Genomic DNA, 14826 nt, shown 5'->3' on the forward strand with positions numbered 1-14826 from the left:
CTCCGTCTCTCGGAGAAAACGGAACCCCTCACAACTAGAGATGCCGCCGGCCGCGCCCGACGCTGCGGGCCAGCATGGCGGTGATCTGGCCCTCGCTGCGGGCAAAGCTCGCCGCGTCGGTTGCCGTCACGTGGAAATTGATCTGCGTGGCGCCGCCGGCTTGAGCCGCGACCCCGAGCGCACCGTCGGCGCCGCGTTTCAAGGGCAGGATCGCTTCTGTGCCGGCCTCGCCCATCAGGCCGAGATCGCCGCCGAGGGGAAAATAGGTCGGGGCCGAGACCACCCCGCCCGAGGCAAAGGCCGTCACGCGCCCGATCTCACGTCCCGGCACCCCGCCGTCGGCAAACGGCATCAGCGACCCGAAGCCGGCCGTCAGCGACGAGATCAGCCCCGAGGTCGCCGAGGTCAGCATGGTTTCCAGCGGCTTCAGCCAGGCCGAAAGCGCGATGTCGGCGAGCCGCAGCCCGAGCGTCCTCAGCGTCTCCTCCAGCCCCTTGCCACCCACCGTCGCGCCCTTGAGCGCCGAGGTCAGCGCCGCGCCGAAACGCTGCGACCGGTTTTCCAGGTCCTCCAGCACCTTCAACGCCGCAGTCCCGTCGATGTCGAGCGAAAGCGCCAGTTTGTCGTCGTCATCCATGTTGGTGATCCTTTGTGTGTGTGTGTGTCTCTGCTTGCCCAGTCTGTCGGCCGGGGCCAGGCTTCAGCGTCTTGCGAAAGCGCGAGTCACGCGCCCGCGTCCGCGTCCGAAACGGCAGGTCACATGTTGAACAGATTCCTGCCCGTCATCCGCCTGTGCCCCCTTCTCCGCCAGCCCGCCCCTCATCCGCCTGCCGGCACCTTCTCCCCGTCAGAACGGGGAGAAGGGACAAGCGGCACTGCCGCGGCACCCCTTTCTCCTCCTAGGGGGAGAAAGGATGATTGGCACCGCGGTGGCCGTTCCCTCTCCCCGCGAGCGGGGAGAGGGTCAGGGTGAGGGGCAATCCGCAACGCTGCCGTCGGTTCAACGACAAGAGCGCCGGCAGGCGGATGAGGGGAAGACGCCATCACTACCACCACCCCACCCCTCAATCCGGAAAGGTCCGCATCAGGTCTTCGAGCGCCGCCCGTCCGAGACCCGGCGGCCGGGCGGCAAACGCCCCCGCCATCGCGGCGAATTCGACGAGGCTGAGGGTCCAGAAGCGTTCGGGAGGAAGCCGCAGGCGGCAGAGCCCGGCGTCGAGCACGGCGTCCCAGGGAAAGGCCCTGGCCGTCGTCGGCGCCGCGCCGCCTGCGGCGCTCAAGGGTCCGGCGACGTTGTCCCTTCCGGCCCTGCCCCGTTTCCCTTCCCGGCAGGCGCCTCCGGCGCAAAGGTCACGACCAGCAGGTCGCGCACCACGGCCGCCGCGCCGGTAATTCCGCCCTCGACCGCCATGCCGGCGACATCCTCGTCGCTCAGCCGGTTGCCACCGCCGCGCAGCCCGGCGCCGAGGATCGCCATCAGGTCGGCCGCCTTCAGCCGACCGGCGGAAAACCGCCTTCCCAGATCGGCAAGGCTTTCCGCACCGAAGGCCGTTTCCAGTTCGGCCAGCGCGCCGAGCGTCAGGCAGAGGATGCGCCGTTCGCCGTCGATCACCGCCTCTACCTCGCCGCGCCGCCGATTGGCCCGCCCGGCAAACCCCATCTCTCCCGCGCCCCGCATCAGAGCACCCCGAAGGTCAGCGCGCCCGCCGATTCCAGCGCGATCTCGAAGGTCACTTCCCCGTCATGGGCGCCGGCATATTCGAGCGCCGTGATCTGGAAGGGACCGCTCACCGTGCCGAAATCGGGGATCACCAGCTGGAACGCCAGGATGTCGCCGGCAAAGAAGGCGCTGCAGATGAGCGCGTCCGAGGCCTGGTCCTTGAACAGGCCGGCGCCCGACAGCGCCGCGCGCTGGATGCCCGCACCGCCGAGCAGCTCGCGCCAGCGCCCGGCACTCTCCGCGTCGGTGACGTCGACCGTCTCGGCATTGAAGGCGAGCCGCTTGATCCTCAGCCCCGCCACCGTCGCATACGTGACCCCGTCATGGACCTTCACCAGCAGGTCCTTGCCTCTCTGTGCCGTCATGGAAAACCCCTTCGATCATGTTGAAATGTTCCGGCTCAATGCCGGCGGTGCAGACCCGCTGCCGTGAATGCGTCAGCGCTTACTCGACGACCGCCCGGAACGACGCCTCGGCGACGAAGAACGTGGTCTTCGGCTCGCGGCGGCTCACCGTCCGGCGGTGGCGGAGGCTGACGAGGTGTCGGCCGGAAAGAGCGAGATCGGTATTGTCGAGCAGACTGCACAGCGCCTCGGCGATCGCCTCCGCCGCGCGGCGGCCCTCGCCCGACCAGGCCTCCAGCGTGAAGATGATCTCGGCGCCGGCTTCGGTCGCGGTCGAAAAATCGCGGGTCTCGACCGAGCCGACGACCACGACCGGGAGGTCCAGTCGGTTGACCCGCCGGTCGCTGAGGCCGCCCGGGCCGATCAGCGCGACCAGCGCCGCATCGGCGGTCAGCCGCGTCTGGATCGCGGTCATCAGTTCGTTTGCCGGGCTCGTCATCGTCCACCTGCCTTCCCGCTCTTAAGACCCGACCCGCCCGGCCCGCTCCGTTGCGCCGCATCGGCCGCCGTGGCGTCCGGTCCCTGCCCCGGCGCGTCTGTCGTCGCGTCACTCGATCGCTTCTTCGTCAGTGTCCGCCTGAGACGCACGCCAAGCGCCCGCGACAAGGCGACGCCGAGGTCCTCGCCGGTCTGTGCCAGAGGTGTCCGGGTCCCAGCTCTCATCGCCCCTCCTCCCGGCAGCGGCACAGAAGATACCGCCCCGTTTCGTCCGGATCGCGCAGGCTTTGGATGGCGAGATGCCGGCTTCCCTTGACGAGCCGCATGCCGGCCGTCACGTCGGCGCGGAACCGCAGCCAAACGGCATGGGTGACGGTGACACGACCGGCGCCGGCCATTTCCTCCGGGACGGCGGCCAGCGGCTCGATGCGCGCCCAGAGCTCCGCCACCGGCTCGAAGGCGATCGTCGCCCCGCCCTGGCCGTCCGGGGTCGCCACCGGTCGCTCCAGCCGCAGCCGCGCGCTCATCTGTCCCGGGTCGAAATCGGCAAGTCCCATGTCAGAGCCCCCGCCGGCAGAAGGGCGCGATCAGCCGCTCGTAACCGGGCGGGATCGCCGCCGGCAGCGCCTCGGGCGAGACGACGCCTCGCACCGAAAACATCGCCGCCACATGCATCAGCATCGCCCGCTTCAGCGTGTCGGGCACGTCCGCGCCGCTCTCGCCGAAGCCGGCGACGAAATCGATCTCGATGCCGTTCAGCATCCGCCCCGGCCGGGGCGGATCGGCGAGCCACAGCCGCGCCGGACGCGCCTCGCCGTCGAGCAGATGGCCGGCCAGCGGCACCGCCTGCGCTTCGCCCTCCGCGTCATAGACGGTGACGGCCTCGATCGCGCGAACCGGCCCGCAAGGAATGCGGACCACGCCGTCGCCCGGCCAGGCGTCGAGGCAAAAGCGAAAGCCGCGCGACAGCATGACCAGCCCGGTCTCGCGCTCGACATGCTCGCGAGCCGTTGAGATCAGCGCGGCAATCAGCGCATCCTCGTCGTCGGCATCGATCCGCAAATGGGTCTTCGCCTCGCCAAGCGTCACCGGCTCGGCCGCCGGCGGGGCGGTCGCAAACAGCGTCATGGGGTTCTCCCGGGATTGAGTGGAAAGAGTGGAATGGTCGGCGCAGCCGACGAAACGATCCGGTGGATCGTTTCGAATGACGAACGCCCTGAGCTCGGGCGAAGGGCCGGCCAAGGTGCCGGCAGGCGGATGAGGGGCACGAACCGGACGAAGGATGACGTCAGCTCCGAACGTTTCTCCCAGAGACATCCCCCTCATCCGGGAAATCTGGCACCTGGCCGAAGCCTTGACGCCGATTTCTCTTCGTCTCCCTCAAGGAGAGAAGAGAGGCCGTGGCGGAAGCCCCTCCTCTCCCCCTTGAGGGAGAGGATACAAAATCACGGCCTTGGCAAAGCCAAGTCGTAGATTTTGTTGGTGAGGGGGCAATGTCGCGGCGCCCGCCCTCCGTTCGCCGGGGACGTCACCAGAGCGGCAGTCGGAAACAAACCCGTCGAGATCTTCCGGGATCGTCCGAAAAGAATGGCAAAGCCGCGCCGCTCAATAGGTCGTCGCGATGCGCTGCGCGCCGCATTCCTTGATCAGGCTGCGGGTGCTCGCCGCCACGTCCTGGCAGAAGAACAGCTTCAGTTTCTCGTTCTCGAGAAAGTCCTCCGGAAACACGCGGGTCAGGTGAACAGATGCGTAGGTTCGGCTGTCGAACTCCTCCTTGCTGAAGTACCAGCTGATCGCATAGCCGCCGATCTCGGTATAGCGCTGCAGCGCCCAGTCGAGCTTGTCCTTCAATCCCTCGACTTCACCCTGCGACGCCGCCGGAAAATAATAGGAGACGGTCAGTTCGTAGACATTGGCCTGCAACCGCATCGTCAGCGCGCGGTCCTGCTTGCCGATGCGATAGAAGGCGGCGTTCTCGCCCATGTTGTGGCGCACGAGAACTTCCGTCGGCGCCTGCTCACGGTTCTTGCGGATGAACCGCTGGCCGATCTTCATGTCGCCCCAGGTCCGCGGCTCGGCGACCGGGAAGTCGATCAGCGCGCAGGCGCTCGGAAACGTGGTGCAGAGAAAACGGTCCGCCTTGTGCTGCAGGCCGGTCGAGCCCACATCGCGGGCCGAGAAAAACAGGAACAGCACGACCACCAGACCCGAGGCCGAGACCTGCGCAGCCGAAAGCGCCAGCAGGATCCAGTCCTCCTTGTTGGTGTGGATGTAGAAGATGGTGACGACGATGGAGAGCGCCAGGATCGCGGTCAGGCACACGATTGCGACCACGCGCAGCCAGTAGGGCGTGTAGATAAAATGCTGTCCGTCCATTCGCTCCTCGCTCGTTTCGCCGGCGCGGGGCCGCCGCCACTCCGACTCGTTTCGGCTATCGCCGCCTTCCGTCTTAGCCAGCTTTGGCGCTCGTCGAAAGGCGCCGATGCCCGCGCGCGGACCGCGCCCGTCAACCGAGCGCGGCCCTTTGTGCCCGGCTCTCCGCTAGGCCGAAAACTTCACCAGCTTGATCGCCTCGAAGTTCTGCACCCCGCCACCGACGCGCTTGGTGGTGTAGAACAGCACATAGGGCTTGGCGGAGTACGGATCGCGCAGCACCCGCACGCCCACCCGGTCGACGACCAGATAGCCGGAGCGGAAGTCGCCGAAGGCGATCGCGGTCGCATTGGCGGCGATCGCCGGCATGTCCTCGGCTTCGGCGACCGGAAAACCGGCGAGCGAAGCCGGCTCGCCGGGCCGAGCCGGCGGATGCCAGAGATAGTTGCCGTCGGCATCCTTGAACTTGCGGATCTCGCCCTGCGTCTTGCGGCTCATGACGAAGGCCGCATTCTGCCGATGGCCGGCCTTCAGCGCATAGATCACGTTGATCAGCACGTCTGACGGCCCCGACGCGGCAAAACCGCCCGCCGCCCCGGTCGCGATCGTGCCGATCTTGCCCCATTCCCAGGCGCTGTCGGCCACCTGGTCATAGCTCAGGAAACCCTTCGGCCTGTTCACCCCGTCGCCGCTGACGAAGGCGGTGCCCTCCTGCTCGGCGAAGGCGATGTCGACCTCGCCGGCGATCCAGGCCTCGATGTCGACCGCCGCGTCGTCAAGCAGTGCCTGGCTCGCCGCCGGCATGGCATAGAGCTCCATGGTCGGGAAGGAGAGTTCGGAAAGCTGCGCGGTCCCCGTCTGCGGCCGCGCCGCCGTCTCGGAAACCCAGCCGGCGGTCATTCCGGCGGGCGAGAACGGCTTCTTCAGCACCGCGCCCGAGACCTGCCGGACGGTCGCCAGCGCGCGGATCGGCGAGACGACGGAGAGCCGGCGGCCGATCTCGGTGTCGGTTTCCGGCGGTACCAGATAGCCGCCGTCGGCCGGCGTGCCGGCGCTCATCGCCTTGGCCTCCAGTTCGCGCAGGCCCGTCTCGTCGCCGCGGCGGATATAGGCCTCGAAGGCGGCCTTGTGCTCGGCCGCGTCCGGACCGTCCGCCTCGCCGCCCCGGCCAAGCGGCGGGCGCAGCTTCTTCAGCACCAGCTCGTCGAGAAGGCGGCCCTGCTCGTCCATCGCCTTGTTGATCCGCTCCATCTTGTCGCGGGTCACGACGTCCGAGGTGAGCTTCTGCTCGATCTCGGTGAGGCGCCGGTCGTTGACGTCCTTGAACGCCTCGAAGGCGCCCATGAAATCCTCGAAGGCCGCCGTCACGCTGTCGGGCGCCGCCTTCACCTCGGGTGCGGTCCGCTTGCGCGTAGCACCGGTCGTCTGCTCGTCCATCTTCGCGTCGCTCATCTGTCATCCTTTCCTGAAGACATCCATGGCCATTGTCCGGGCTGCCCGGCGCATGGCGCGGACCAGCTCGGTTTCCCTGTCGCGGAAGAACCGCGCATGCTTGACGTTCGAAACCCGTGCCGTCGGCAGCATCGGGAAGGTCACCACCGAGATCTCCCAAAGATCCGCCTCGATGATCCGGCGCACGCCGCCCTTGCGGTCGGACCGCGAGCGCACGGTGCGGAAGCCGATCGACAGACCGTCCAGCGCCCCCGACTTCATCAGTGCATGCACCTCCCGGGCCCGCGCCACACCGAAGGAAAGCTGGCCTTCGACATAGAGTCCGCGGGCATCCTCGCGGATCAGGCGCCAGGCGCCGATCGGCTCGGCCGGGTCGTGCTGGAAGAGCATGCGCACGCCGGCCGCCCCCCGCCTTGCCAGCGACCTCTCGAAGGCCCCCGGCTCGATCGCGTCGCGCCCGAGATCGACCTCGCCGAACAGGCTCGCATAGCCGGAAAAGGTCCCGTCACCGGAAACGCCCTTCAACGTCAGGTTGACGAATTTTTCGGTCAGCGAGACCGGTCCGCGATAGGCGTACATGGCATTCTCCTTGAGATCTTGGATGGTTCTTTGGGCCCTTCGCCACCGCTCCTCTTCTCCCCAGCGGGGAGAAGGTGGCCCGCAGGGCCGGATGAGGGGGCGAAGCCAACTAAGCGCACTCGGCCCCCTCATCGCCTCGCATTCGCTCGGCACTTCTCCCCGCTGGGGAGAAGAGGACACGTTACCCGCCCGGCCGCTGGCCGTAGCGGGCAATGAGACGGACCATCAGCCCGAGCCCCCACCAGGCCGAGAGGCTCGCCGCCGTCGCCCCGGCCAGCATGATCTCCGGGGGCGAAAGTTCGGCTGCGACATCGAGCTTGCGAACGATCCACAGGCCGACCGGCCCGCCGAAGATCAGCCCGCAGGCGACGCCGGTCAGGAAGCGGATCGCCGCCTCCCGGCGCCCCTTCGGCAGGAGATAGACGAGCGAGATCGCCGAGCCGGCAAGCGCCCCGACAAGGCGCGCGCTCCACACCCCGCCGTCATGGCTGAAGTCAGTCATTTGTTAATCTCCCGCGGCTAAAATTAGAAAAACCGGAGAAAGGACCGCGCGGTTTTCCGCGTCCCACCTCCCTGCGTCGACGGAGGCCGACACGCCTCGATCGCACCCTTTCGGGGCGCGAGTTTCCCCGTCATCCGGCCTTGAAACCGGGCCGGATCCGCTTCACGCGACACTTTAACGATCGTCAAATTCGCGATTCGAATGAATCGCTTGGACACCAATGCTCAGAGCTTGATTCATCCCGCGCATGTGCCGCGTGAACGGCCTCATCTTCCGATTCAGGTTGAACCTGCGGGACGCTTCCGGCGAGCCGCTCTCCCCCCTTGAGGGAGAGATGCCCGGCAGGGCAGAGGGGGGTGTCTCGCCGAATTGTGACCACGTCCACGTCCACGGCCACGCCTTTTCCCTACCCCTGACATTGGATTTCAGAGATCGCCCCTCATCCGCCTGCCGGCACCTTCTCCCCGCAGGCGGGGAGAAGGAACAAGCGGCACCGCCGTGGCCGTCCCCTCTCCCCGCAAGCGGGGAGAGGGTCAGGGTGAGGGGCAGCCTTACGCAGGCCAACATTGCCAAGAAGAATCTCCCGCCGGCCCCGCCCTCCCCTCAGTACCCCACCGCCCGCCGCTTCTCCTCCTCGGTCAGGAAGTCGGCGGCACCCAATCTTGCCCAGAGCGCGTCGCGTTCGGCGGAAAGTCCCGCCACCTGGTCGAGGTCCGGAACCAGATCGACCGCCTCGCCGAAGAGGCCCGAGAGGAAGCCGGAAAAGCTTGCTGCCGTGCGGGCCACCAGGGGCAGGACGGTCAGCCGGTAGAAGGCGCGGTTCGCCTCCTGGTAGTTGGCATAGGTGTTGTCGCCGGGGATGCCGAGCAGCATCGGCGGCACGCCGAAGGCGAGTGCGATGTCGCGGGCGGCACCGTTTCGCGCCTCGACGAAATCCATGTCCTTCGGCGAGAGCCCCATCGATTTCCAGTCGAGCCCGCCTTCCAGCAGCAGCGGCCGGCCGGCCCGGATCGGTCCCGAATAGCCTTCGTCGAGCTCCACCTTCAGCCGCTGATACTGGTCGGCCGAGAGGTTACCGCCCTCCTTCGGCTGGTAGACCAGCGCGCCCGAAGGCCGGGCTGAATTGTCGAGCAACGCCTTGTTCCAGCGTGCCGCCGCGTTGTGCAGGTCGAGCGCCACTTGCGCGGCCGCCAGCGGCGGAAAGCCGAGATGGTCGTCGAGCGGATGGAAGAGTTTGAGGTGCAGCAGTCCGCCGCCCCCCGTCGTGGTACTCGACGGATCACCCGCCGGGATCCGCCGCCTCGCCGTGCCGGCGCGGTAGTCATAGGCTTCGGGCCAGCCGTCGGCCCCCGCCACGACCGCGACCCGGTCCGGCCGCAGGAGATGAAGCTCCGCCGGACGCTGACCGACGACCAGCGCCTCGACATAGGCATTGCCGGCGAGCAGCAGATGGCCGTAGAGCGCCTCGAAGAAATCCGCGCCGCCCATCCGGGCATTCGGCCGGCCGACAAGCGCCGCCGCCGGATGATCCTCGAGTTCCCGCCCGTCGCGATAGGCAAGCCAGGGGATCGCGGCGGCGGCCTCGGCCACCAGCCGGACGGTGCGGTGCGCGACCGGGTTCTTCATGAAGCCCTCGCGGGACAGCGACGCATAGGAGCGCCCCGACCACCGCGCCTCGCCCTCGCCTGCCACCAGCGACAACCCGCCCCCCACCGCCTTGGCTTCGGACACGGCCTTGCCTCCAGCCGTGGAGCCCCACGGCAGTCGAAACGGCAGTTTCATCGGATGCTCCTGTTGTTCTGGTTCCCGGGCGCAAGCTGCACCCTCCTCTCCCCTCTGCGGGGGAAGCAACGAGATCGACGTCTTGGTGTAGCCTGGTGCCCAAGCTCGTGGATGAGGGAGACGGACCACAGAGCCCCCTCACCAACAAAATCTACGACTTGGCTCACGCCAAGATCGTGATTTTGTATCCTCTCCCTCTTCGGGGAGAGGAGGGATTCACGCCCGCCCCTCGATAACCTCTACGACATGAGCCAGAGCCTGCTGGACATCCGCGTAGATCTCCTGGTTCCAGAACCGAAGAACGCGATAGCCGAGCGAGGCGAGATAGCGGTCCCGTTGTAGGTCGTGCGGATCGTCGGCATGCTGGAAACCATCGAGCTCGACGACAAGCCGTCGTTCCTGGCAAACGAAATCGACGATGAACGGACCGATCGGAACCTGACGCCTGAACTTGTAGCCGTTCAACAGGCGGTTCCGCACATGCGACCAGAAGATCGCCTCGGGATCGGTCGCGTCGGTCCTCATCTGCCTGGCCCGCTTTCGGGCCATTTCGGGAAACTCTCTGGCCATCTGGCGTCTCCGCAGAACGGCCCATCCTGCCGTTCCACAGAACCGCGCGCAAGGCCGGCTCCGGCCTCTCCTCTCCCCAGGAGGGAGAGGATACAAAATCGAGGTCTTGGCCAAAGGCCAAGTCTCAGATTTTGTTGGTGAGGGGGCAAGGCCACGCCCTCTAGCTCTGCCGCGGCCCGGTTTCGGGCCAACTCCGAAAACTCCTCCGTCTCCGCCAAAAGCTCCAACCCGCCGCCTTGACGTCAGCCAGATCTCAGATTTCGTCGGTGACGGGGAACGCCCCCTCGCTCGCTCTTTAACCTCAGGCCTTGCCGGCGCGGCGGGTGGTGCGGACGTCTTCCACGGCGCCGGTCAGGGCATCCTCGGCCACATAGTCCACGGCATAGCGCTGGTCGCGCAGGGGTTTCACGCGGTCGATCGAGGCCTGGTAGAGGGGGTGGGCGTGATAGGCGGCGAGTGCGGTTTCGTCGTCGAATTCGCCATAGACCACCACGTCGATCCGCCCGTCGAAACGGTCGGCCTTCATGTTGGTCGAGATCTCGAGCGTCCTTGCGTGCGGAATGCCGGTCAGGATCGACAGGCCCTCGAGCACGGCGTCGAGATTGTCCCGCTCGGGCACGGTGAAGAAGACGATATGACGGATCACGGTATCTCGTTCCGGTTGGACGAATTGTGCAGCGCAGTGGCGCCGTCGAAGCGGCGATAGCATGACCGGGCGCCCCGCTCAATGCGTCAAAGCTTGCAACAGCCTCATCCCGTCCCGGTGATCGCCGCATGAAAGGCCCGCGCATGGCCCGCCACGAGCGCCGCCCGGTCGCGGCCGTTGACGATGCGCCGGGCGCCGGTCCAGTCGGGGGACACGCCCGGTGCAAAGGCGTCCGCCAGCTTGATACCGCTGAACAGCCCGTCGCGCATGCCGACCACCAGCACGCAAACCGCGACGTCGAGCACGAGCGCACGCGCCGGGTCGCCGACGAGATCGACGCCGATCGCCCGGCCGAGCGTCTCGTAATTGCGCCGGTGGGTGATCTGCACCAGGCCACGGCCGAACCAGCTCAGGCCATCCTCGTCCGGCCGCCAGTAGGGCGTGCGCACCTGCGGCATCAGGCCCGCCGCATAGGCGCGGTCGAGCCTGGCGATCGCCACCCGGTCAGAGGGGGCAAAGGTCTCGCGCACCGGCTGCATGCGGCCGCCCGTCTCGTGAAAGGCGGTCGCCAGGCAATAGGCGAGCCGGCGATTATCCTCGCTGCCCCCGTTCCTGCGCCAGCCGGCGATCAGCGCCGTCATGCCCTCCACCTGCGCCACCGTCAACGCGCCGGAAAAGAGGCTCGCCCGCACACTTTTGAAGAATCGTCGTTCGTCGAACTGCATGGCTTTTCTCCCGCGAAATCGACCTGCGGCCGGGGCGTTCCCGACAATCCACAGGCGTGTCGGCCGGATCGTTCCGACCGCCGTTAACCAGGGCCAAAATTTCTTTTTGGATTAAATCGTTTGAAGGAATTTCAATCGTTTAGAGGACCAAAGGGTCGTATTTACAAAGTTTTAAGGCTGTGGAACTTTCCGGCCAATTCAGCGTTTAGGCCCGCACAGGAACCCGTGAGGAGAGACCGATGCAAGCAAACAGCACGACCCAGACCAAGGCTTCCGTAGCAACCATTCCCGCCCACGTCCTCGAGCGCCTCGAAAGCGAGTGGCGCCAGATGCGTCAGGGCGCGAGCCAGCCCGCTCCGGCCGCCAAGTAAGGGCCAACACCGTTTTGCTTCGACCGGCGCCTTCGGGCGCCGGTTTCGTTTTTGCCGGCGCCTCTGGGCGCCGGATTCGTTTCCCACTGGCGCCTTCGGGCGCCGTTTCCGTCTGTACCGCCCCTCAGATCCCCCGGATGCGCGGTTCGCCCGCGCCTTCCAGCATCAGCGCGGTGAGCGCCCAGACCAGCGCGTCGAGGCGGTCCGGCGAGCGGCCGTCCGACAGGCCGTCGGGACCGAAATCGCACATCTGGTCCTCCAGCGCGGCGAAGCGGGCGGCATGCAGCACCCGGCCCTGCTCGTAGAGAGCGGCCACCGGCTCGGCGCGCAGGTATTTTCCGCGGGTTGCTCTCACCAAGGTCAGCGGCAGGTTCGCCTCCACGCTTCTCAGCATGGCGGCCACCATGTCGCCGCCCTGGTTGACTTCCGCCACCACCCGGTCCGCCTCGAAGCGGCGGAAGGTCGCGACCACCGCGCGCGCCCAGTCGGCCGGGCTTTTGCCCTCGACCGAGGCGTCGGCGAGCACCACAGCACGGCCGCTCTCGCCGAGCCCGGCGACGACGATGCCGCAGACCGAGGCCGGGCCGCTGCCGGCCGGCGGATCGACCGCCACGACGATGCGCCGAAGCGGCTCGGCGAGCCGGATCGTCAGCGCCTCCAGCCGGTCGCGCCGCCACAGCCCATCCTCGCGATCCTCGATCAGTTCGCCGCCGAGCTCCTGCCGGCCGAGCCGCGTGCCGCCGTAGCGGCGCTCCAGCGCGGCGATAAAGCCGGGGGCGAGGTTTGCCCGGTTGGCGGCGGTCGAAAGGCGGGACACCACCGTCTCCGCATCACCGATCAGCCGCTTCAGCAGCGGCACGGCGCGCGGCGTGGTGGTCACCAGCTGGCGCGGCCGTTCGCCGAGCCTCAGGCCGAACTGCAGCATGTCGAAGGTTTCCTCCGCATGCTTCCATTTGGCCAGCTCGTCGCACCAGGCATAGTGAAACTGCGGCCCGCGCAGGCTTTCCGGGTCCTCCGAGGAAAAGATCTGGGCGATCGCCCCGTTCGGCCAGACGATCCTGCGCCTGGTGATCTCGACTTCGGGCCGCAGGCGCCTCGCGATCCGTGCAATGCCGGAGGCCCCGTCGATCATCACCTCGCGAGCGTCGCCCAGCGTTTCGGCGACGAGGGCGATCCTCAGATCCGTGCGCGGCCCGGCGGCCAGCGCCAGGGCGTGCACCCATTCGGCGCCGGCCCGGGTCTTGCCCGATCCGCGCCCGCCCATCACCAGCCAGGTCGACCAGTCGCCCACCGGCGGCTTCTGCTCGTCGCGGCCGGAAACCTCCCAGCCGCGTCCGATCCGCCGGGCCGCAAGCAGCCCGCGCCTTGCGATCAGCGCCGCGACATCGGGATCGATGCCGTCCGCGGTCACCGGGGCCTGCGCCGCGGGCCGGTCCTCCGTCCCGCCGGGTTTCGCCACGCCGCTTTTCGCCACGACGGTCTCTCTGCCGCCGTCGCCCTCTTCGTTCCCTTGATCGTCGGCGCGGGCGACCGGCCCGCGATCGTCGACCGGCGGCGCAACGAGGCCGGCTGCGGCCGCGCCGTGAACGGGCCCTGCATGGCCTGTTTCGCCGGGCGATCCGGGCACCGGACCGCCAAGCCCGGCCGTCCCTTTATCCTCGCCCTTGCCCGGGGACGCTTCGTCCTTCCGTCGGATGTCCGGTTCCGGCGCCGCGTCAGCCGCCTCGTCGGCCGCTGTCCCGTCGCCGCAGGCGTTGACCGGATACGACGCCGCCGATCGGGCGATCCCGGTTTCCTCCGCTGGCGATCGGTCGAACCCGCCGCCCCCGGCTGGTGCCACGGTTTCCCCCGTTCCGGGGGCTTTCCCGCCCTGTACCGGCGTCGCCGATGATCCAGGCGTATGCTCGCCCGATTCATCCGGCAGGGCCGGCGTGGGCCCCGGCATGTCCGCCTTTGTCCCATCACCCTCCGGCCCTGCCGGATGCGTGGCGGTCTGCGCGAATTCCGGCGCATCGTCCGCCTTTGCCCCCTCGGCACGCGGGTCTGCCGAACCCGCGACGTCCGGTGTGAAATCCGGCGCGCCCCTGAAGCAGGCGTTCTCGCCGGCGGCGATCCGGTCGCCGATCTGCCCCGACAGAGCCCGACCCGCCTCGGCCAATTCGCTTCTGTGCCGCCGGCCGATGTCGTCCATCCGGTTCCCCGCGAGGTAGTCGATCCGAACCCGTTTCCGTCCCGAAGCCTTGGCGATCGACCTCTCAGCCGCCGCCAGCGCCCGGCGTTGCTCGCGGTTCAGGCGGACCGGTTCCGGCGATCCGACCGGCATCGTCGGCCCCTCGTCCCCCTCCCTCTCCGGCCCGTCCTTCGGCCATCCGGGCTTCAAGGCTGGCTTCGAGCCGAGCTTCGGCCCGGGCTTCGGCGCGAACCTCGATGATGCGCAGCAGTTCCTGCCGGATCTCTTCTTCATCCTCGCCCTCGCCGCTTGCCAGTGCCGCGTCCTCGCGGTCGCGCGCCAGCTGGCGCTTCAGGCTGTCGATCTTTTCCAGCGTCCGGACGATCAGCGCGATCGCATCGGTCGCCGCCTTCACATCGGCGCGCGCCGCCTTGGCGGCGGCCTCGTCGGCGCCGTCGATCATGCCTTCGGCCGAGGTGCGCAGCCGGCGGAACAGCTCGAACTGGTCGCGCATTTCCTGCGTCAGGTCGTCGAGCAGCTCGGTCAGCCGGTCGACCGGCGACCCGGCCTCCGCCGATTTCAACTCCAGAACCGCTTCTTCGGCCCGCGCCGCACAGCGCTCGAGGCTCCAGCCCCTTTCGCCACGCGGCGCCTGAAGCAGGGCAATCGCAATCTCCGGATCCCGATCCATGATGCTCTCCTGATCTAGCGGTGAAGCACGTGGCTGACGCCCGACAGGACAGCCCGCACGATCTTCACGTATAGGGCCGCCGTCGCGGTTCTTCTTGAGGGATGCCCGGCGCCTGGCGTCTTGCCGCTCTCCCCCCTTGAGGGGGAGAGGCCCGGCAGGGCAGAGGGGGTATCGCGCGTCCAGCCGCCTATGCCCCTCGCCCCTCATCCGCCTACCGGCACCTTCTCCCCGTTTTGACGGGGAGAAGGACCAAGCGGCACCGCCGTGGCCGTCCCCTTGTAACTTCCCAAATGGCGCATTCGGCTATGTAATGCCGGTTGCGGTGGCGGATGGGAGACCGAATTCCCTTTGGGACAGCAAGCCCGTGGGAGAGCAAGGGTCTCCGTCCGCCGTTCCATCGAAC

Annotated in this window: 18 protein-coding genes; 1 reads left to right on the forward strand and 17 read right to left on the reverse strand. The window is 67.9% G+C overall.

Translation table 11 applies throughout. The features are described from left to right. Positions 1-34: 34 nt before the first annotated feature. The 15 genes from HHL25_RS09570 to HHL25_RS09640 all read right to left on the reverse strand — a co-directional run bounded on the left by HHL25_RS09570 (position 35) and on the right by HHL25_RS09640 (position 11191). Positions 35-637, reverse strand: a complete 603-nt coding sequence (locus HHL25_RS09570) for a phage tail tape measure protein (RefSeq protein WP_169589451.1) — start codon at positions 635-637, stop codon at positions 35-37. A gap of 427 nt (positions 638-1064) precedes the next feature. After that, positions 1065-1280: a rcc01693 family protein gene (locus tag HHL25_RS09575; protein WP_169589453.1), complete on the reverse strand. Its 216-nt coding sequence runs from the start codon at positions 1278-1280 to the stop codon at positions 1065-1067. Beyond that, the gene (locus tag HHL25_RS09580) at positions 1277-1678 is read right to left on the reverse strand and encodes a gene transfer agent family protein (protein WP_246701717.1); all 402 of its coding nucleotides are present in this window, start codon (positions 1676-1678) and stop codon (positions 1277-1279) included. Before HHL25_RS09580 ends, HHL25_RS09575 begins: the two co-directional genes overlap by 4 nt. Then, a complete protein-coding gene (locus HHL25_RS09585; RefSeq protein WP_169589456.1) occupies positions 1678-2085 on the reverse strand; it encodes a phage major tail protein, TP901-1 family in 408 nt (135 codons plus the stop codon). The genes HHL25_RS09580 and HHL25_RS09585 overlap by 1 nt, the downstream gene beginning before the upstream one ends. A gap of 79 nt (positions 2086-2164) precedes the next feature. Beyond that, entirely contained in the window at positions 2165-2563 is a 399-nt protein-coding gene (locus HHL25_RS09590; RefSeq protein WP_169589458.1) for a DUF3168 domain-containing protein, read from the reverse strand. Between the two features lie 220 nt (positions 2564-2783). After that, positions 2784-3119 (reverse strand): phage head closure protein, encoded by a 336-nt coding sequence (locus HHL25_RS09595; protein ID WP_169589459.1) that lies wholly within the window; start codon positions 3117-3119, stop codon positions 2784-2786. Between the two features lies 1 nt (position 3120). Next, positions 3121-3690 (reverse strand): head-tail connector protein, encoded by a 570-nt coding sequence (locus tag HHL25_RS09600; protein ID WP_169589461.1) that lies wholly within the window; start codon positions 3688-3690, stop codon positions 3121-3123. 477 nt (positions 3691-4167) lie between these two features. Beyond that, entirely contained in the window at positions 4168-4938 is a 771-nt protein-coding gene (locus tag HHL25_RS09605) for a hypothetical protein (RefSeq protein ID WP_169589463.1), read from the reverse strand. A gap of 165 nt (positions 4939-5103) precedes the next feature. Further along, complete coding sequence (locus HHL25_RS09610) at positions 5104-6387, reverse strand: phage major capsid protein (RefSeq protein ID WP_246701718.1); 1284 nt, start codon at positions 6385-6387, stop codon at positions 5104-5106. A gap of 3 nt (positions 6388-6390) precedes the next feature. Next, on the reverse strand, positions 6391-6966 hold the full coding sequence (locus HHL25_RS09615) for an HK97 family phage prohead protease (RefSeq protein ID WP_169589465.1): 576 nt from the start codon (positions 6964-6966) through the stop codon (positions 6391-6393). Between the two features lie 181 nt (positions 6967-7147). Further along, complete coding sequence (locus HHL25_RS09620; protein ID WP_169589468.1) at positions 7148-7468, reverse strand: DUF6107 family protein; 321 nt, start codon at positions 7466-7468, stop codon at positions 7148-7150. Between the two features lie 603 nt (positions 7469-8071). Next, the gene (locus HHL25_RS09625) at positions 8072-9250 is read right to left on the reverse strand and encodes a phage portal protein (RefSeq protein WP_169589470.1); all 1179 of its coding nucleotides are present in this window, start codon (positions 9248-9250) and stop codon (positions 8072-8074) included. A gap of 216 nt (positions 9251-9466) precedes the next feature. Continuing rightward, complete coding sequence (locus tag HHL25_RS09630; protein ID WP_246701719.1) at positions 9467-9820, reverse strand: endonuclease domain-containing protein; 354 nt, start codon at positions 9818-9820, stop codon at positions 9467-9469. A 301-nt stretch (positions 9821-10121) separates the two neighbouring features. After that, positions 10122-10466, reverse strand: coding sequence for a Dabb family protein (locus HHL25_RS09635; RefSeq protein WP_169589472.1), 345 nt, complete (start codon positions 10464-10466; stop codon positions 10122-10124). A 104-nt stretch (positions 10467-10570) separates the two neighbouring features. Next, positions 10571-11191 carry a glycoside hydrolase family 19 protein gene (locus HHL25_RS09640; protein ID WP_169589474.1) on the reverse strand — a complete coding sequence of 207 codons (621 nt, stop codon included), beginning with the start codon at positions 11189-11191 and terminating at the stop codon, positions 10571-10573. 239 nt (positions 11192-11430) lie between these two features. On the opposite strand from HHL25_RS09640, the gene HHL25_RS23630 reads away from it, so the two are divergent. Further along, on the forward strand, positions 11431-11562 hold the full coding sequence (locus HHL25_RS23630; protein ID WP_261345111.1) for a hypothetical protein: 132 nt from the start codon (positions 11431-11433) through the stop codon (positions 11560-11562). 124 nt (positions 11563-11686) lie between these two features. Here HHL25_RS23630 and HHL25_RS09645 read toward each other — a convergent pair whose 3' ends face one another. Together HHL25_RS09645 and HHL25_RS09650 are read right to left on the reverse strand one after the other, a co-directional pair. Further along, entirely contained in the window at positions 11687-12919 is a 1233-nt protein-coding gene (locus tag HHL25_RS09645) for a DNA-packaging protein (protein WP_246701767.1), read from the reverse strand. Positions 12920-13817: 898 nt separating this feature from the next. Further along, positions 13818-14423, reverse strand: a complete 606-nt coding sequence (locus HHL25_RS09650) for a hypothetical protein (protein WP_205927745.1) — start codon at positions 14421-14423, stop codon at positions 13818-13820. Between the last annotated feature and the right edge of the window lie 403 nt (positions 14424-14826).

Source organism: Rhizobium terricola, from assembly GCF_012927355.1.
Lineage (GTDB): Bacteria > Pseudomonadota > Alphaproteobacteria > Rhizobiales > Rhizobiaceae > Allorhizobium > Allorhizobium terricola.